Origin of the sequence: Mitsuaria sp. WAJ17, from assembly GCF_014174515.1 — a bacterium.
Lineage (GTDB): Bacteria > Pseudomonadota > Gammaproteobacteria > Burkholderiales > Burkholderiaceae_C > Roseateles_B.
The window spans coordinates 98,568-114,943 of sequence record NZ_JACJUG010000005.1 but is presented as its reverse complement, the minus strand read 5'-3'; the positions used below and the strand labels follow the sequence as shown (position 1 = coordinate 114,943).

Sequence of the window (16,376 nt, the reverse complement as noted above, 5' to 3'; positions counted from 1 at the left end):
ATTCCATGGCACGCCGCCCAGGCACGATTGACCCTGCCCACACCGTGTGGGTTCATCAGCGCGCCGGCGCACCGGGCACGACGCTGCTGGATGAGTTGCTGGCCCTTTGCGGCTTCTGGGACAGTGTGGCGGGCCGGCGCGGTCCCGTGGTCATCAAGCCCGATCTCGACGTCTGCGAGCAGGCACCGCATGCCGGCACCGAAGCCCTGCTGGTGGAGCACCTGATCGATCGCTTGCACGAGCATGGCTTCACCGACGTGTCGGTGGCCGATGTTCGCCATGAAGACGACAGCTGGCTGCACAACCGCGATCCACTGCTTGTGCCGGAGCTGACAGGATGGCGCTTCATCACGCCTCGGGGGCGCCCCTACGAGGTGTTCGGCGGCGCGGGTGGCGAGCGCTGGCGCGGCGCGGCCTTGCGCATCGCCTTCGCCAAGAACCGCACGCACGAGGAACAGCATTTCGCGCTCTCGATCCACAATCTGGCCAGCCTGGCCCGGCCGCGCCGCGGCCTTGTGGAAGACGCTCTGCAGGTGCTTCGCGAGGCCCCGCCGCACTGGTGCCTGATTGACGCCGTCACCAGCGCCCACGGCGGTGCTGGCCAGCGCGCGCCGCGGCCGCTCGCGACGCACACCTTGATCGCCAGCCCCAGCGCCCTGCTGGCCGACTGGGCGGGCGCCGCGCGCATGGGTCTGGACCCCTACTCTTCGCCCGTCAACGCCGCCGCCTTGCATGCGTTCGGCCTGCCGCAACACCGCGTGGAAGGCAGCCTCGCGCCGTATCCCCTGTGGCGCAACGTGCATCCGCTGATGGCGCGCTCGGCACGTCAGCGCCAGGCGTCCGAGGGCGTCGGTGCGTTGGCCCCGGCCTGGTTCCAGACGGTGGACCGCGAACGCTTCGCGCTGCGCGACTTCTACAGCGACCGGCTCAACGCGCTGGTCACGCCCTTGATGGCCCGGGTGGACGACAACCCGCGCGCCTTCTGGATCGTGGTGACGCTGAACCTGCTGCTGGCGCGCCTGGGCGGGCTGGTGACGGCGCAGCAAACCTTGTTCTCGAAGGACAGGTTGCGCCGGCGCGAGGCACCGCTGCTGATCGATCCCGAGGCCTATTGCGCCGCCGACTACGACGCCGTCCCCGATGCCATGGCCTCTTACGAGACCCTGCTGGCCCACTTGCCGCCCGCACGCAATGGCCTTCGCTGGCGCCATGTGGACGGCGCCATCGTGTTCGGCAACGAGCATGTGGTGCCTGTGCCCTACGAGCGCTGGGTGCGCAGGGTCGATATCGCGCTCGGCATCCAGTACATGAACGACTACATCGGCGGCGCCACTGTGGCCGTGCGGCGCGATGGCCGGGGCCGGGTCCGGCATCAGGCCGAGCGCAATCTCTACCTGCCGCAGCCAAACTGGATGGTGCTGTTCGGCGGAGATGTGATCGACGTCGAGAAGCTGCAGTGCATCCGGCGCACGCCGGGCCGTCAGAGCATCTACTGGCGCACCGTGGCCAGCCCCAACGGCAGCGCGCTGGCGGATGACGGCTGCGTCGAGTTCGTGAGGACACCCGAGGGCCAGGTGCGGGTGCGCGTGGCCGGGCGCCAGCAGTTCGCGCTGCCGCTGGCGTTCAAGCTCTTCGACATCGATCTCGCGCCCGGCCTGCGCGACCCCATCGTCGAGGGAGCCTACACAAGCTTCTTCGAAGGCACGGTGGCGAACCTGCAGGCGGCCTACGAGGGGCGCGACTTTCGCATCGGCCATGACCCCGCGGCCGTCAGCCCGAAGCGCGCGCTGCCACGTCTGCTGGCCACCGCCACCGCGGCCGTGGCCGAGCTGCTGCGGGGGCGACGCAGTGCGAGCGAGCCCGGCGAGCTGGGCTCGCTTGGCGATGCGATGGCCTGGCTGATGGGCGCCGGCGCCGGGGCCGCCACACCGCCTCCCGGCCCGCCAGCCCAGGCCGCGGACGCGCAGGGCTTCCGCCATTTCAGCGCCCAGTCTGCGGCCAACGATGCGCAGGCACGCGATGCCGCCTTCGCCGCGGGCATGGCTGCGCTGGTGCGTGACGCCCCCGACTTCCTGCAGGGGCTGGCCGACGCGGTGCACCGCGATCTGGACCAGCTGGCGCGCGGATGAATGCCCCCGCCCTCGTCACAGGTGCCACCGGCATCGTCGGCAATCACATCGTGCGTGCCCTACTGGAGGAAGGACACGCCGTGCGCGTGCTGGTGCGCGCGGGCAGCGACAGGCGGGCGCTGGCTGGGCTGTCGGTCGAGGCTGTCGAAGGGGACGTGCTGGACGTCGATTCCGTGCTGCGTGCCGCCAAGGGCTGCGGCTGGGTGTTCCATGCCGCCGCCGTGTTTGCCTACGCCGGCATGGCGGCCGAGGAACAGGCCGACCTGGCCGTGCGCGGCACCCGCCACGTGCTGCTGGCGGCGCGGCGCGCGGGCGTGGGGCGGGTGGTCGTGACTTCGTCCTCGGTGACGCTGGGCTCCAGTACCGTGCCCCTGGTGCTGGACGAGGATGCGGTCTTCGACGAGCGGGAGCCCTCGGCCTATGTGTTGTCCAAGCTGAGGCAGGAGGAGGCCGCCTTCGAGGCCGGCAGCCGCCTGGGCCTGGAGGTGCTGACGGTCAATCCCACCCTGGTTATCGGCGGCCATGACCATCGGCTGGGGCCCAGCAATGCCAATCTCGTCAACTATCTCAACGACCCGCTGCGCTGCACCTTCCTGGGGGGCTGCAATGTGGTGGCCGCGCCTGACATCGGCCAGGCCCACCTCGTCGCGGCACGACGAGGCGAAGCCGGCAGACGCTACGTGGCCGGCAGCGAGAATCTGCGCTGGGAGGCGCTGCATGCCACGGTGTCCGAGCTGGCCGGCACCTTCGGCCCCACGCTGACGCTCAATCACACGGCCGCCTATCTGGCTGCCGCCGGCATGGAGGCCGCGGCGCGCCTGGCCGGCCGGCCCCCTCAGGTCACGCGCGATGAGGCGCGCATGGCCTGCCGCTTCTACTGGTACCGCCATGATCGGCTGGCTGCCCTGGGCTGGCAGCCTCGACCGGCCCGGCAGGCCCTTGCCGAGTCACTGGCCTGGGTGCTGGCGCGCGGCCATGTTGCGGACGCCGTCACCGCGCGCCTGCGCCTCTCACCTGATGTGCGGGCGGCCTCATGAAGCTGATGATGGTGTTGATGCAGCCCGCCGGCCCGCTGCTGCAGGGCCTCATGGAGCGCAGCTGCGAGCTTGCGCCCGTCTTGCCGCACGTGCAGGCCGCCGAGGTGATTCGGGACGAGGTCCTGCCCACGGGCGAGCGCCAGGTGGTGCAGCTGTGGCGTGCGCAGGTTGAGGTCCCGGTGCTCCTGCAGCCTCACCTCGATCCGGGATTGCTCGAATGGTCATTGACTTTGCGGCAGCCCGCCGGCGGATCGCTGATCCGATTCCATGCGGCCTCGCGTGCGGTCCAGGTGCCGGGGCGCTGCGAAGGGACGTTTCGCTTCACGCCGGCGGCAGGCGGGCGGGGCACACGCATCGAGATGGAACTTGAGTTCCCGAACACGAGTGAGAGCCTTCGCCGGATCTTCGGCGAGCTCGTGGCGCGCCACTGGCGGGCCTTGCTCGAGGGCGTAGCCACACGGCTCAGTGGGCCAGCAGGCTGACGACCGACCATGCCAGCGCGGCCATGGCGGCGGCCTCGGCGCGGGCTTCGTGCGTCATGTGCAGACCCATGGACAGTAGGCTGGCGTCGGGGTCAAAGGCATCATGGTGAAGGCGGCAACGCCGCTCCTCCAGCACTAGATGCAGGCAGCTGCCATCGGGCAGGCGGCGGCGCCAGTGCTCGGCGCTGGCCGGCGCGCCGCTACTGGCTCGGTAACGGCCGCTGGCCTTCAGCGCGGCGGCCTCGCGCCGCGAGACCGGGCGCTCACCGTTGCTGCGTGGAGCGTGCCCGAGCACGCGCCGCTCGCTGGCACGGTAGCTCATGCCTTGGCAGAGGCGCGCCTGGTGCGGGCGCGTGCCGCAGGGAGCGCCGAGGGCGTCTTCTGCCCGCTGTTGGCCAGGCGATCGAACTCGTCGTAGTAACTGGCGCTCAGGCGCTGAGCCAGGTCGGCGTAGGCGTGGGCGCTTTGGCGGCCGAAGTCGCTCAGCTTGCGGGCGGTGTCGGCCAGCGTGGCCTTGTCCTCCTGCACGGCCTGCAGCGTCTCGGCCGCCAGGGAGGAGAACCTGGAGGCCTGGTTGATATAGACCTGCAGGGCCTCGACGCCTGCGTTGAGCAGCTTCACCTCCAGCCGCGCGGCGCCGCTGAGCACTTTCTGCAGATCGATCGACGGGGTACGCATGGCCATGCTGCTCTCCTAGGCAGATAGATGCTGCGACTATAGGGTTGCGACCGCTGCGCAGCAATCACCCCATGGACGTCCCTGGATCCGCTGCCCGAGCGGATGCGATCCGTCGAACAGTGCCGTGTGGATGGCCTGCGGCCTCATGCCGTGGGTAGCAGGCCGACCGCGCCACCCGCCAGCCTGGCGTCGCCGGATGGGCGGCCCCGCATGCGTCGCTGCGGCTCAGACGCCTGCGCAGGCCGCTCCCGCCTGAAGCGCGCGAGCCGGTTCGCATACGGGTCCAGCGCATCTTCCGGCCGATCCAGGGGCAGGCCCACCACGGCTGCGAAGCGCGCGGGGCTGAGCTGCCCCTGCTGAATCAGCTCGTCCACCAGGGACAGCAGGGCCTGGCGATGGGCCTGGAGCAGCCCGGTCGCGCGGGCATGCTCGGCCTGGAGGAGGGCTTCGATGGGCGCGTTGCTGCTTTCGACATCGGTGCAATAGTTCTCTTCGCTGTCGGTGGCGACATCGCTACGCCCGATGCGCGGGCCGTGGCCCAGATGGCGCAGCATGCGGGCCGCCGTCTCGGTGGCCTTGCGCAGGTCGCTCTCGGCACCACTGGAGCTGAGCTCGGGCCCGAAGACCAGCAGCTCCGCCGCGCGGCCGGCCAGGCTGGTGCAGATGGAGTCGCGCAGATTGCGACGCGACCAGACCTTGCGCGAGCTGTAGGCGTTGTAACCGCCCTCGAAGCTGGCCACGTGGATCTTGATCTCCTGCGGCGCCCGGCCGAAGAGCAAGGCATGGACCAGGCCGTGGCCGGCCTCGTGCACGGCCAGCAGTGCGCGGAAGTCGGCGTTGCTGCGCTGGCGCAGGCGGCTGATCTCGAACGGTGCGGCAATGGCCTGACTGAGAGTTCCCCACTGCGCGAGGAGCGCGCGGCCGTCGGCACTCAGCCGCACGCAGTCGCCCGGCTCGGCACCGCGTTCGATGGCCCACAGTGCGGCCTTTGTCAGCCCTGCACCCAGGATGGCGTGGAGCGAGGAGAACAACGGCCGGGTGCCCTGCGCGGGAAACACGGCGTTGGCATAGATCTGCTCTTGCACGCTGGCATCCAGCTCGAAGCGCAGCTGGCATCGCTCCTCGGCCTCGCGGGCATAGCGGCTGCAGCCCTGCTCGATGAGCTGCTCATAGGCCCGGCGCGAGAGCGAGGGGTAGACCACATGCTCATTGCCCAGCCGCGCCACCTGCTCGGGCTTGAAGCGCTTGTTGAGTGCCTGCTTGACGTCGATGACGCTGAGCTTGCCCGTCAGTGCATGGAAGACATCGGCATCGCTGTCGCAGTCGTCCACGCTAGTGGCCAGGTCCTCGTACATCTCGTCGAGGTTGCCGCAGACGAAGATGAGCAGGCGGCTGTAGTCGGTCTCCCAGCGTTGCTGGCCGCTTTCGCGAAAGGCCAGCAGGCGATCCTGGATCTGCTCGGGTGTCCAGGCCATGATCTCCATCAGCGGCATCTCGAGCTTGAGGTTGCGCTGCAGCTCCCTGGCTTCCCAGCTGCGCAGCTTGAAGCGACGCTGGGTCGTGTCGGCTTCCTCGCGCTCGGCGTCGAAGGCAGCCTCGGCGAGCGAGGACTCGATGTCGCCCAGCAGTGACAGCGCGGGCGGCAGGCGCCCGTCGGACAGCAGGGCCCAGACGTCCTGGTAGCGCTCCACGCGCAGCTCGCCGCGCTTGCCGTCGATGGTGCGGAAGCGCTGGAACTCATCGAGGGCCAGGATGCCGGGCTCACCCTCGCGCACGCCGGACTCGGCCAGCATGCCCGAGATGCTTTGCGCCCCGCGCCAGCCGGCGCCGTTGGAGAAGCCGTCCATCTGAACCTCGACGAATCGGTCGTAGAAACCCAGCAGCTGCGCCAGCCGGCGCACGAGCTGAGTCTTGCCGGTGCCCGTGAGGCCCCAGAGGCAGACGATGATGGGCCGTGAGACCAGCTCGGGCATCAGGTACCAGGCGCGCACCGAATCGATGACGCGGTCGATGATGGCGTCGATGCCGAACAGCTCGCGCTTGAGCTGGGCGGCGATCTCCTGGAGCCGGCGATCCTTCAGCGCCAGCTGTTCGCGCAGCGAGGCGCGACTCGTCGTGGATTCATTCATCCCAATCCTTTCTTCGCAGCAGCGCCTGCAGCGCCACGCGGTCGGCACGACGCTGGGCGCCGCGGCTCTGGATGTGCTGGCCTGCGCCGCGCATGCCTCGCTGGCCGAGTGCACGCGCCACGGGGTCGCGTGCGCTTTTGCTCTGCTCGAGCAGCAGCGTCATGGGCTGCTTCATGCGGCGCAGGGCCTTGACCCGCCCCTCCTGGAGGGCGCGGGAACGGAGTTGTGCACTCATGTCGGTTTCCGAAATGCAAAAGCCCCGGCTCGATGGCTGCGGGGCTTTGGCTACCGCGCGATCTGAGGCCGTATCTGTGATCAGACACGGTTCAGCCGGGGCTCGGGAACCGTGTTCAGTCGTAGTTCGAGAGGAACAGGGAGGACATAGGGGGATCTCCGTCATGCGGGCGCTGTCGTGGGCGCCTTCAGCAATGGGGGCGAATGATGAGGGCAGGGAAAGCCGCTGCGCAAGAGTCATGGTGCCGTCACGTTGCGGCGCGCCAACGTTTTCCCTTTTGATGCGCGCAGTCTTGATGCTAGGCCATGGCGCGACGCGATACGCGCCAGCATGCGAGCGCGCATGTGCGGCGCCGTGGCCTACCTGGTGAAGGTCTTCAGCAGCTGCTTGAGCTGCTTGCGTCCGTCGCTGTTGGTGTCTCGGTAGGTCTTCAGCGCCAGGGCCAGGAACTGTTGCTCGCCAGGCGTGAGGCCCGTGGGCGCACGCTCCTCGTCGAGCCAGCCCGCTTCCTTGCCGCAGTGCTGCTCGATCTGGCGCGCGAGCTTGTCGCCGATCGGGCGGGCGCCGCTCTTGGCCATGGACCAGGTCGCGCCGCTGACCTCGATCCTTGCAGCCCAGCTGGACTCCAGCCCCTTGGGTGGATCGCCCGCGGCGATACGCTCTTCCGCGAATGACTGGAAGAGGGCGATGGCGTTGAGGCGGCGGTGGGTGCTGGGGCTGGACACGGCGGTGTTGTGAAAACACTTCACACCCATTCTAGGGGGGCGCGTGGGCTGGAGACCTGCTTGACGCGAATGTGAACACTCTTCACAATGCATCCATTCGACAACTGTCATCAACCCTTCGACAACACGGACAGACCATGCGCGCCGCAGCCCACGCCTTTCACGCCCATCGCCCCTTCCCGGGCGAGCAGAGCGTGCATGCTGCAGCTGGCCATCTTGACCATGCGCCGCAGCAGGCGCAGAGCGCGCTGCGCCACCGCCGTGACGAGGGGAATGCCACCCTGCCGGGGAAAGCTCCAGGCCACTGAAGCTTTCAAATGCCTGGGATCCCACGATCCCATGAAGCCCGGTCTCCCACAGGAACCGGGCTTTTTGCTTGGGGCCTGATGCTCAACACAGAGGCCCTGGGCCGCGGCTGACAGCCGCTGACTCGCAGGCGAATCACACAGACGCCATCTCGGGTGTGCCCGTGCACAAGCACCGGCCGGTCCGGTGTGCATGTGTGCCGGCACGTTCTGCAGACGGAGCCGGTGTGCAGCGTGAAGGCGGGCGCGCCCCGACCTGATCGCGTGCGGACACAGCCGAGATGGCAGCAGGAACAAATCGGCCGCAGGAAGAGCGCGGCGTCGGAACCGTCACCGACATCCATCGCGCATGAAGGTGCGCATTTGGAGAAATAGAAGCACTGGACGAAATACGTGCGCTTGGGGGTGGTCGTCGCCTAGCGGCCCAAGGCTCAAGGCTGTGACCCTTGCATCGCCGGTTCGCTCGGCGCATGGCGCCGGACGCACCCTTGGGGGCGGGCCGGAGGCCGAGTGCGAAGCACGAGCAATCCGGCCACTCACCCCCAAGCGCATGAAGAACAGACGGGCTGCAGCCCAGCTGCAAGAACAGCGGGTGTTGATCCCGCGGGCCGCGGCTTGCAAGCCTGCTGCCTCTGCCAGACAGCAAACCGTGCCGGCCACGAGAAGGGAGGACGCCATGCACGACAGCAAGCACGAAGTCTTGCAGCTTGACATCACCGGCCTGCCGCAGGCCTGGATCTCGATTGAGCAGGCCGCGGCGCACGTGGCCCGGCGCAGCGTCGCCTGGTCGCTGGGCGAGGCGCCCCTGGCCGTGCTGCGCGGTGGACTGAGCCTGCGCAGCGGGCGGCAGTCGGTCCTGGAGGTGCCGGCCATACTGGCCCTCAGCGGCCGGTCGCGCCTGAATCTCTTCGACCTGGCCCCCTGCTTCAACAAGGCCAAGCTGATCCGGCGCGACCGCCAGACCTGCGCCTACTGCGGTGACTCGCAGGAGGCGCGCACGCTGACGGTCGACCACATCCTGCCCGCCTCCCGCGGGGGCGGCTTGAACTGGATGAACACGGTCGCCGCCTGCCGCGCCTGCAATGCGCGCAAGGCCGACCGCACGCCGGACGAGGCCGGCATGCCGCTGCTGTTCACGCCCTACGTGCCCAGCCGCTTCGAGGACTTCCTGCTCAAGGGCAGGCGCATCCGGGCGGACGTGCATGACTGGCTGGCCGCGCGGCTGCCTAAGGAATCGCGCCTGAGCTGAGAGGGCCGAGGATCACCAAAAAAGACATGCGCAGGCCAAAAGCCTCGCGAGGAAGACCCTCATATGGATACACAACAGAAAACACGACACGACACGCAGCACATTCACGAGGAAATCCCTGGCGGCGTGCCGCTGAAGATGTGGACGCGCGGCGTCCCCGTCGAGCCCGAGGCCCGGCGCCAGCTGAGCCACGCGGCGCGCCTGCCCATCGTCTTCAGGCACATCGCGGCCATGCCCGACGTGCACCTGGGGATCGGCGCCACCGTGGGTTCGGTCATCCCGACGCTCAAGGCCATCATTCCGGCGGCGGTGGGTGTGGACATCGGCTGCGGCATGATGGCCTGCAAGACCACGCTGCGCGCCGAGGACCTGCCCGACAACCTCGCGCCCCTGCGCGCTGCCATCGAGCGCACCGTGCCGCATGGCCGCGCGCCGGGCAACCGCGACCCGGGTGCCTGGCAGAAGACGCCGGGCGCCGTCGATACGGCCTGGGCGCAGCTGGAGCCGGCCTTCACCGAGCTGTGCCGCGACTATCCGAAGCTGGAGAAGACCAACCATCACAAGCACCTGGGCACCCTGGGCAGCGGCAACCACTTCATCGAGGTCTGCCTCGACGAGGAGGGTGCCGTCTGGTTCATGCTGCACTCGGGATCGCGCGGCGTGGGCAATGCCATCGGCACGATGTTCATCGAGCTGGCCAAGCGCGACGCCATGCGCCATCAGGCTAACCTGCCGGACCGCGACCTGGCCTACTTCGAGGAGGGCAGCCGCTACTTCGGTGATTACGTGCGCGCTGTCAGCTGGGCGCAGAAGTACGCCGCATTGAACCGCGAGGTGATGATGCGTCGCGTGATCGAGGCGGCCAAGACGGTGCTGCGCAAGAGCTTCCAGAGCCACATCGAGGCGGTGAACTGCCACCACAACTATGTGCAGCGCGAGCAGCACTTCGGCGAGGAGGTCTATGTCACCCGCAAGGGCGCCGTCAGCGCAAAGGCCGGCCAGCTGGGCATCATCCCCGGCAGCATGGGCGCGCGCAGCTACATCGTGCGAGGCAAGGGCAGCCCCGAGTCCTTCGAGTCCTGCTCCCATGGTGCCGGTCGCACCATGAGCCGCGGTGACGCCAAGCGGCGCTTCACCCTGGCGGAGCACCGTGCCGCCACCGAAGGCGTCGAGTGCCGCAAGGACAAGGACGTGCTCGACGAGACGCCCGCCGCCTACAAGGACATCGACGCCGTGATGGCCGCGCAGACCGACCTGGTGGAGGTGGTGCATACGCTGAAGCAGGTCGTGTGCGTGAAGGGCTGAGACTGCCTCAGCGCCGCGCCACCCAATAGCTCGCACCCTGAGGCCCGTAGCGCTCGTCATGCAGCACGCCTGCCGCGAGCTCGAAGCGGTCGCCAGGCCGCAAGTGCCGGGTCCGGCCCTCAGCGGTGAGCCACATCTCGCCGGCCACGACCAGGGCCCGGGCCTGGAAGGGGTGGGTATGCGGCTGGAGCACGGTGCCGGGCGGCCAGACCCGTTCCAGGACCTCGGCGTAGCCGGCCGTCAGAGCCTCGGACCGGAACTTCTCGAAACGGGGATCGGTCATGGCTGAACCCGTGGATGGCAAGGCTGCCAGTGTGCAGCCGGACGCCGCGCCGGGCGATTGAATGGGCCAATGCCCGCAATCGGAGCCGTTGATCAGGCCTTGGCCTTCATGGCCGCCATCTGGCGGTCGGTGTCGGCCTTGCGGTCGGCCGCCACCTTCTGTGCGGCAGGCCGTTCGCCGACCAGCTTGGCATGGCTCTTCCAGTCCACGCCGTGCGCGGCCAGGAGGTCCTCGCCCAGCACGGCCTTGGTGGCCATGGCGACCAGGGGCAGGCTGACCCAGGCGGCACAGTCTGCCTGGGTGAAGGTCTCGCCGCCCACATAGGGAGCGAAGCGGGCCAGGCGCTTGAAGGCGGGGATGTTCTTGTCGAGCGTCTTGCGCACCCATTCCTGCTTGGACTCGCTGACCGTGCCGCCGAAGAAGGCCTGGGCATAGAGCTCGCGCGCGACGAGCTCCAGGTGCAACTCGATGAAGGCTGTCAGCTCGCGCAGCTTGGCCGCGGCGAAGGGATCGGCGGGCAGCAGCGGGTGCTCGGGGTAGGCCGCCTCCAGGTAGTCCATGATGACCTGGCTCTCGCACAGCGGGCCCTGGGGTGTCTTGAGGAAGGGGACCTTGCCCAGGGGCGAGCAGCTCAGCACGGCCTCGTCGGCCGACTTGGTCATTACCAGCTCTTCCTGGAAGGGGATCTGCTTTTCCAGCAAGGCCAGCTTGACCTTGTTGTAGTAGTTGGACAGCGTCAGGCCGCACAGCGTGATCATTGATGTCTCCCGTGGGTAGATTGGAATCCGCGAAGTCTAGGCGCATGGCGCGCCGCGTGCTGGCGCCCGTGCGACAGGCGTCGCCCTCATCGATTCACCAGCACGATGCCCAGGGCCAGCCCGGCCATGGCCCCCATCAGCCGACCCGAGACGGCCTCGCCCAGCAGGGCGCTGCCGGCCAGCAGGCCGAAGAGAGGGGTGCTGAGCGTGAAGCTGGCCAGGCGGGTGGCCGGGTAGTGACGGATCAGCCAGAACCACACGAGATAGCTGATGAAGGACACGATCACCGCCTGGAAGCCGAACAGCCCTGCCAGGCGCCAGCTCCACTGCAGCGGCCAGGCCTCGCCCGACCAGACGGCGCCTGCGCACAGCAGCAGGGCCGAGACGGCCAACTGGTAGAACAAGGTCTTCTCGGCGCTGGCCGTGGACAGGCGCGTGGCCCGGATGGCCAGCGTGGTGCCACCCCACAGCAGGGCGGCCAGCAATCCCAGGGCGTCGCCCAGCCACTGGCGCGGCGCGTCTGGCGCGGGCGCGGCAAAGCCCTCGGCGAAGGCATAGGCTACGGCACCGAAGGCCAGCAGCAGGCCCGCGCTCTGGCGCAGGCTCAGGCGCTCGGCATGGGCGATGAAGGGCATGCCCAGGGCCACGACGAAGGGCGAGAGGTAGATCCACACCACCATGCGCGCCGCCGTCGTGTACTGCATGCCGGCGTAGATGCAGGCGAACTCGGCCGCGAAGAGCGTGCCCACCAGCAGGCCGCCGGGCAGGCTGCCATCGCGGTCGAACAGCGGGATGCCGCGGGCGCGCGCCCAGGCCCACACCAGCACCGCCGCCACCAGGGAGCGCAGGCCGGCCTGCCACATCGGCGTGATCTCGGTCAGCGCCGCCTTGATGGCGACCTGGCCCAGGCCCCACAGCAGGCAGCAGGCCAGCAGGGCGCTGATGGCGAAGAGATCCAGATGGGCGCGGCGTTCGGACATGGCGGGTACTGCGGGTGATGAAGGAAGACGGCCGGCGCGCGAGCGCACCGGGCGGGTGCATTGTGCGGGCATTGCCGCACTAGGGTGGCGCACGGCGGGCGAGGTGCGACGATCGATGCCCGCCACCGGTGCGTGGCCGGCGCTGCTGCGGATCCGGCGCTGGCACGGGGCTTGCGCTGTCCTGCCTGTCTTGATGAACTCGAACGAAGGAGGGATTTCCCATGAGCGCATCCACCCTGCCGCCCGTGGCGGCCATCGGCCTGAGCCTGCGCCTGGACGATCTCAGCGATCCGCGCATTGCCGCCCTGCTGGAGGAGCACCTCGCGGACATGCGGCGCGTGTCACCGCCGGAAAGCGTGCATGCACTGGACCTCGAGCGGCTGAAGCGGCCCGAGGTCCGCTTCTGGACCGCCTGGGATGCCTCGGGCGAGCTGCTGGGCTGCGGCGCCCTCAAGCGCCTCAGCGGTGACCATGCCGAGCTGAAGTCCATGCGCACCGCCACCGCCGCCCGCGGCCGCGGCGTGGCCCGCGCCGTGCTGAACCGCCTGCTGGCCGACGCGCGCGACCAGGGGGTGTGCCGCCTGAGCCTGGAGACCGGCCCGCAGGACTTCTTCGCGCCTGCGCATGCGCTGTACCGCTCTGCCGGCTTCGAGGCCTGCGGTCCCTTCGAAGGCTACGTGGAAGATCCCTACAGCCTCTTCATGACCCGCACGCTTTGAGCCGTCGCGCCAGGCTCAACGCTTGCCGCCGCGCAGCAGGAGCAGGCCGCACAACAGCCCCGCTGCTGCACCGGCCAGGTGCGCGAAGGGCGCGATGGGCACGTCCCAGCCGATCACCGTGCGCAGCGGCGCCCCCAGGGGCTGCTCCGACAGCAGCTTCAGCAGCAGCCCCAGCCCGATGGCCGCGCCCAGCGCGCGCTCGCGGCCCTTGCGCTGCCACAGCATCACGACCAGCACCGCTACGCCAGCGTGCAGCACGCCGGACAGCCCGCCGTAGCGGTGCAGGCCCGGCTGCAGCAGCAGGCCCAGCTGCGTCAGCGGCCAGGCGATGAACCAGGCCAGGGCCGCGCGGCCGCCGGGCTCGCTGGCCCAGCCCAGCAGGGCCAGCACCAGGCAGCCGGCGAGGTTGGCCAGCAGGTGATGCCAACTCCAGTGCACCAGGGCGCCCGTCCACAGCCGCCAGGGCTGCTGCCAGACGAGATCGGCCTGCCAGTCCACTCGCCCGCTGGGTAGCACGGAGGTGGCGAGCAGGGCGGCCAGCAGGGCCAGCGCCGCGGCGGCGGCGCAGAGGGTGGTCCAGGCGCGCATCAGTTCGAAGTCTCAGTGGGAAAGACCGCCTGCCAAAGCGCCAGCACGGCGGTCTGCAGCGGGGCGGTGCCCTGGGCCGCCTGCGCGGCCTCGTCCAGCGCGGTGCTCTGCTCGTCCAGGCGGGCCCGGTGCTGCAGGCGGCGCAGCTCGCGGTAGGCATTGGCCGCATCGCGACCCACGCCGGCGGGCAGCAGGCCCGCGTCCTCGGCGCGCTGCAGCAGGGCGATGTTGCCGGCATTGGCCAGCAGCTCGGGATGCTGGCCGGAATGCGCCAGGATCAGGTACTGCAGTGCGAACTCCGCGTCCATCATGCCGCCGGGGCTGTGCTTGACGTCGAAGAGCCCCGGCTTCACCGGCCGCGCCGCGCGCACCTTCTCGCGCATGGCCTGCACCTCCTGGCGCAGGGCCTGGGGGTCGCGCGGGGCGGTCAGCACCTGGCGGCGCACGTCCTCGAAGCGCTGGGCCAGGCCGGCATCGCCCGCGCAGAAGCGCGCCCGGGTGATGGCCTGGTGTTCCCAGGTCCAGGCGGTGTTGCTGCCGCGGCCGATCTGGTAGTTGCCGAAGGAGCTCATGGAGGTCACGAGCAGGCCGGAGTTGCCGTTGGGGCGCAGGGCGGTGTCGATGTCGAAGAGCTCGCCCGCGGCCGTGCGCAGGGTCAGCCAGGTGATGAGCTTGCGCACGAAGGCGGCGTAGACCTCGGGGGCGTTCTCGTCGGTGTCCTGCTCGTTGTCGTAGAGGAAGACGACGTCGAGGTCGCCGCCATAGCCTAGTTCCTTGCCGCCCAGCTTGCCGTAGGCGATGACGGCGAAGCGGGGCTGCTCGCGGTGCTTCTGCTTCAGGCGCGACCAGGCCCAGGCGATCACGCACTGCAGCGTGGCATCGGCCAGGGCGGAGAGATCATCTGCCACCTGCTCGACGGTGATTTCGCCCTCGACGTCGCGCACCAGGGTACGGAAGACTTCGGCATGGTGGGCGCGGCGCACGCTGTCCAGCAGCGCCTCCTCGTCGGCCTCGCCGTGCTGGGCCCAGGCGTCGTGGCGGGCCTGCAGGTCGGCGATGAAGGTGGCGCCGTCGAAGCGCTCGTGCAGCAGGCGGGTGTCGGCCAGCTCGTCGATGACGCCGGGATGCTGCATCAGGTAGCGCATGGGCCAGCGGGCCAGGCCCAGCAGTCGCAGCAGCCGCGTCTGTACCGAGGGGCGCTCGACCAGCAGGGCCAGGTAGCTCTCGCGGCGCAGCAGGGGCTCCATCCAATCAATGAAGCGCAGGGCGGCGTCCAGGCTGCATTCGCCGTCTCGCACGCCCAGCGCCGCGCGGCCGACCAGCTTGGCCAGGCGCAGTCGGGACTCCTCGCGCAGGTTCTGCACCCGCGGCTGCTGCGCCCAGCGGCGCACGGCCTCGGCCAGCTCGGGCGGCAGCTTTTCCAGGAATTCGTCGGCGTCCACCGGCAGGGGCGGGCCGCCGCACTGGCCCTTCTTGCAGCCGCCCGGCGCCTGGCCGTCGTGCAGCAGGGCGTCGAACTCGGTGGCCACCAGCTCGCGCACTTCGCACAGCCGGTCCAGCAACTGGCAGGCGTCGGCGCTGCAGGGCAGGTCCATGGAGCGGGCGATCCAGCCCAGGTCCTCGTCGCAGCCGGGCAGGCAGTGGGTCTGCTGGTCGTCCAGGAACTGGATGCGGTGCTCCACGCGGCGCAGGAAGTCGTAGGCCGCGACCAGCTTCTCGGCGGTGGCGGGCTTCATCAGGCCGCGCGCGGCCAGGCGTCCCAGGGCCTTGACGGTGGAGCGGGTGCGGATCTCCGGGAACTGGCCGCCGCGCACCACCTGCAGCAGCTGCACGATGAACTCGATCTCTCGGATGCCCCCGCGCGAGAGCTTGACGTCATTGGCGCGCTCGGGGCGGCCGGCCGCACGGCGCTGGGCCTCGTCGCGGATCTTCCGGTGCAGCTGACGCAGGCCCTCGAAGACGCCGTAGTCCAGGTAGCGGCGGTAGACGAAGGGGGTGACCAGCGAGCGCAGTGCCACGGCACGAGAGGGCGGCTCGCCAGGTTCGGGCTGGTGGGGGGCCACCACCCGGCTCTTGAGCCAGGCGAAGCGCTCCCACTCCCGGCCCTGGACGAGGAAATACTCCTCCAGCATGGACAGGCTCACGACTGGCGGACCCGAATTGCCATTGGGCCGCAGGGCCAGGTCCACGCGGAAGACCTGGCCGTCCTCGGTGACGTCGCCGATCAGGGCATAGAGCCGCTTGGCCACCAGGCCGAAATACTCATGGGCGGTGACGACCCGCGGCCCCAGGGTCTGGCCGTCGTCCTCGTAGACGTAGATCAGGTCGATGTCGGACGAGACATTGAGCTCCCGCCCGCCCAGCTTGCCCATGCCGACGACCCAGAACTCGATGGGCTCGCCGGCGTCATTGCGAGGCTCGCCATTGATTTCGTCCTGCTCCAGCCGGGCCTGGCGCAGGGCGGCGCACAGGGTCACCTCGGCCAGGGTGGTCATGGCCTCGGTGATGACGGGCATGGGGGCGGCCTGCTCGATGTCAGCCACGGCCAGGCGCTCCAGCACCAGGTGGCGGCAGACCCGCAGGCTGCTGGCCAGCGGGCGGCCACCGGCCTGCAGCCGGTCGATGAGGGACTGCATGGCCTCGCGCCCCGGGACGCCGGGCGGCAGCAGGGGCAGCTCGGCTTCGTAGCGGCGGCGTATGCGCTGCACGAAACGGCTGTGGGCTGCGCTGGGCTTCGTAAAACTTTGCTCGACCGTGCTCATGGCTGGGATGCC

General features: G+C 69.6%; 17 protein-coding genes. 6 read left to right on the top strand and 11 right to left on the bottom strand.

Translation table 11 applies throughout. The features are described 5' to 3' along the window. Positions 1-5 precede the first annotated feature (5 nt). From H5407_RS05765 to H5407_RS05755, 3 genes are read left to right on the top strand one after another with little or no spacing between them, the layout of a single operon-like run. Complete coding sequence (locus tag H5407_RS05765; protein ID WP_183103485.1) at positions 6-2,129, top strand: hypothetical protein; 2,124 nt, start codon at positions 6-8, stop codon at positions 2,127-2,129. Next, entirely contained in the window at positions 2,126-3,166 is a 1,041-nt protein-coding gene (locus H5407_RS05760; RefSeq protein WP_183103484.1) for an NAD-dependent epimerase/dehydratase family protein, read from the top strand. The genes H5407_RS05765 and H5407_RS05760 overlap by 4 nt, the downstream gene beginning before the upstream one ends. Then, positions 3,163-3,648, top strand: a complete 486-nt coding sequence (locus H5407_RS05755; protein ID WP_183103483.1) for a hypothetical protein — start codon at positions 3,163-3,165, stop codon at positions 3,646-3,648. Before H5407_RS05760 ends, H5407_RS05755 begins: the two co-directional genes overlap by 4 nt. Here H5407_RS05755 and H5407_RS05750 read toward each other — a convergent pair. The 6 genes from H5407_RS05750 to H5407_RS05725 all read right to left on the bottom strand — a co-directional run bounded on the left by H5407_RS05750 (position 3,629) and on the right by H5407_RS05725 (position 7,756). Beyond that, a complete protein-coding gene (locus H5407_RS05750; RefSeq protein ID WP_183103482.1) occupies positions 3,629-3,970 on the bottom strand; it encodes a hypothetical protein in 342 nt (113 codons plus the stop codon). The two genes, H5407_RS05755 and H5407_RS05750, sit on opposite strands and share 20 nt — an antisense overlap. Then, positions 3,967-4,332, bottom strand: coding sequence for a hypothetical protein (locus tag H5407_RS05745; RefSeq protein ID WP_183103481.1), 366 nt, complete (start codon positions 4,330-4,332; stop codon positions 3,967-3,969). The genes H5407_RS05750 and H5407_RS05745 overlap by 4 nt, the downstream gene beginning before the upstream one ends. Positions 4,333-4,469: 137 nt before the next feature. Continuing rightward, positions 4,470-6,455: an AAA family ATPase gene (locus H5407_RS05740; protein WP_183103480.1), complete on the bottom strand. Its 1,986-nt coding sequence runs from the start codon at positions 6,453-6,455 to the stop codon at positions 4,470-4,472. Then, complete coding sequence (locus tag H5407_RS05735) at positions 6,448-6,690, bottom strand: hypothetical protein (RefSeq protein WP_183103479.1); 243 nt, start codon at positions 6,688-6,690, stop codon at positions 6,448-6,450. The genes H5407_RS05740 and H5407_RS05735 overlap by 8 nt, the downstream gene beginning before the upstream one ends. 359 nt (positions 6,691-7,049) lie before the next feature. Continuing rightward, the gene (locus tag H5407_RS05730; RefSeq protein ID WP_255501088.1) at positions 7,050-7,415 is read right to left on the bottom strand and encodes a hypothetical protein; all 366 of its coding nucleotides are present in this window, start codon (positions 7,413-7,415) and stop codon (positions 7,050-7,052) included. Positions 7,416-7,525: 110 nt separating this feature from the next. Continuing rightward, positions 7,526-7,756, bottom strand: a complete 231-nt coding sequence (locus H5407_RS05725; RefSeq protein WP_183103477.1) for a hypothetical protein — start codon at positions 7,754-7,756, stop codon at positions 7,526-7,528. 640 nt (positions 7,757-8,396) lie between these two features. Between H5407_RS05725 and H5407_RS05720 the strand changes: the two genes are divergently transcribed. Both H5407_RS05720 and H5407_RS05715 read left to right on the top strand, forming a co-directional pair. Further along, the gene (locus H5407_RS05720; RefSeq protein ID WP_183103476.1) at positions 8,397-8,969 is read left to right on the top strand and encodes an HNH endonuclease; all 573 of its coding nucleotides are present in this window, start codon (positions 8,397-8,399) and stop codon (positions 8,967-8,969) included. 63 nt (positions 8,970-9,032) lie between these two features. Further along, positions 9,033-10,274 (top strand): RtcB family protein, encoded by a 1,242-nt coding sequence (locus H5407_RS05715; protein ID WP_183103475.1) that lies wholly within the window; start codon positions 9,033-9,035, stop codon positions 10,272-10,274. A 7-nt stretch (positions 10,275-10,281) separates the two neighbouring features. On the opposite strand, the gene H5407_RS05710 is transcribed toward H5407_RS05715, so the two are convergent. The 3 genes from H5407_RS05710 to H5407_RS05700 all read right to left on the bottom strand — a co-directional run bounded on the left by H5407_RS05710 (position 10,282) and on the right by H5407_RS05700 (position 12,295). After that, the gene (locus tag H5407_RS05710; RefSeq protein WP_183103474.1) at positions 10,282-10,557 is read right to left on the bottom strand and encodes a cupin domain-containing protein; all 276 of its coding nucleotides are present in this window, start codon (positions 10,555-10,557) and stop codon (positions 10,282-10,284) included. A 92-nt stretch (positions 10,558-10,649) separates the two neighbouring features. After that, positions 10,650-11,315: a glutathione S-transferase gene (locus H5407_RS05705; protein WP_183103473.1), complete on the bottom strand. Its 666-nt coding sequence runs from the start codon at positions 11,313-11,315 to the stop codon at positions 10,650-10,652. An 86-nt stretch (positions 11,316-11,401) separates the two neighbouring features. Continuing rightward, on the bottom strand, positions 11,402-12,295 hold the full coding sequence (locus H5407_RS05700; RefSeq protein WP_183103472.1) for a DMT family transporter: 894 nt from the start codon (positions 12,293-12,295) through the stop codon (positions 11,402-11,404). A gap of 221 nt (positions 12,296-12,516) precedes the next feature. Between H5407_RS05700 and H5407_RS05695 the strand changes: the two genes are divergently transcribed. Beyond that, positions 12,517-13,014 carry a GNAT family N-acetyltransferase gene (locus tag H5407_RS05695; RefSeq protein WP_183103471.1) on the top strand — a complete coding sequence of 166 codons (498 nt, stop codon included), beginning with the start codon at positions 12,517-12,519 and terminating at the stop codon, positions 13,012-13,014. 15 nt (positions 13,015-13,029) lie between these two features. On the opposite strand, the gene rrtA is transcribed toward H5407_RS05695, so the two are convergent. Both rrtA and glnE read right to left on the bottom strand, forming a co-directional pair. Then, positions 13,030-13,602 (bottom strand): rhombosortase, encoded by a 573-nt coding sequence (gene rrtA, locus H5407_RS05690; RefSeq protein WP_183103470.1) that lies wholly within the window; start codon positions 13,600-13,602, stop codon positions 13,030-13,032. Then, entirely contained in the window at positions 13,602-16,364 is a 2,763-nt protein-coding gene (gene glnE, locus H5407_RS05685) for a bifunctional [glutamate--ammonia ligase]-adenylyl-L-tyrosine phosphorylase/[glutamate--ammonia-ligase] adenylyltransferase (RefSeq protein ID WP_183103469.1), read from the bottom strand. The genes rrtA and glnE overlap by 1 nt, the downstream gene beginning before the upstream one ends. Positions 16,365-16,376 lie beyond the last annotated feature (12 nt).

What these genes read in the sequence shown, in the direction of transcription:
- H5407_RS05755 (WP_183103483.1), top strand. Translation starts at nt 3,163, where the DNA reads ATGAAGCTGATGATGGTGTTGATGCAGCCCGCCGGCCCGCTGCTGCAG.
- H5407_RS05725 (WP_183103477.1), bottom strand. Translation starts at nt 7,756, where the DNA reads ATGGGATCGTGGGATCCCAGGCATTTGAAAGCTTCAGTGGCCTGGAGC.
- glnE (WP_183103469.1), bottom strand. Translation starts at nt 16,364, where the DNA reads ATGAGCACGGTCGAGCAAAGTTTTACGAAGCCCAGCGCAGCCCACAGC.
- H5407_RS05765 (WP_183103485.1), top strand. Translation starts at nt 6, where the DNA reads ATGGCACGCCGCCCAGGCACGATTGACCCTGCCCACACCGTGTGGGTT.
- H5407_RS05750 (WP_183103482.1), bottom strand. Translation starts at nt 3,970, where the DNA reads ATGAGCTACCGTGCCAGCGAGCGGCGCGTGCTCGGGCACGCTCCACGC.
- H5407_RS05745 (WP_183103481.1), bottom strand. Translation starts at nt 4,332, where the DNA reads ATGGCCATGCGTACCCCGTCGATCGATCTGCAGAAAGTGCTCAGCGGC.
- H5407_RS05705 (WP_183103473.1), bottom strand. Translation starts at nt 11,315, where the DNA reads ATGATCACGCTGTGCGGCCTGACGCTGTCCAACTACTACAACAAGGTC.
- H5407_RS05735 (WP_183103479.1), bottom strand. Translation starts at nt 6,690, where the DNA reads ATGAGTGCACAACTCCGTTCCCGCGCCCTCCAGGAGGGGCGGGTCAAG.
- H5407_RS05720 (WP_183103476.1), top strand. Translation starts at nt 8,397, where the DNA reads ATGCACGACAGCAAGCACGAAGTCTTGCAGCTTGACATCACCGGCCTG.
- H5407_RS05760 (WP_183103484.1), top strand. Translation starts at nt 2,126, where the DNA reads ATGAATGCCCCCGCCCTCGTCACAGGTGCCACCGGCATCGTCGGCAAT.
- H5407_RS05700 (WP_183103472.1), bottom strand. Translation starts at nt 12,295, where the DNA reads ATGTCCGAACGCCGCGCCCATCTGGATCTCTTCGCCATCAGCGCCCTG.
- H5407_RS05710 (WP_183103474.1), bottom strand. Translation starts at nt 10,557, where the DNA reads ATGACCGATCCCCGTTTCGAGAAGTTCCGGTCCGAGGCTCTGACGGCC.
- H5407_RS05695 (WP_183103471.1), top strand. Translation starts at nt 12,517, where the DNA reads ATGAGCGCATCCACCCTGCCGCCCGTGGCGGCCATCGGCCTGAGCCTG.
- rrtA (WP_183103470.1), bottom strand. Translation starts at nt 13,602, where the DNA reads ATGCGCGCCTGGACCACCCTCTGCGCCGCCGCCGCGGCGCTGGCCCTG.
- H5407_RS05740 (WP_183103480.1), bottom strand. Translation starts at nt 6,455, where the DNA reads ATGAATGAATCCACGACGAGTCGCGCCTCGCTGCGCGAACAGCTGGCG.
- H5407_RS05715 (WP_183103475.1), top strand. Translation starts at nt 9,033, where the DNA reads ATGGATACACAACAGAAAACACGACACGACACGCAGCACATTCACGAG.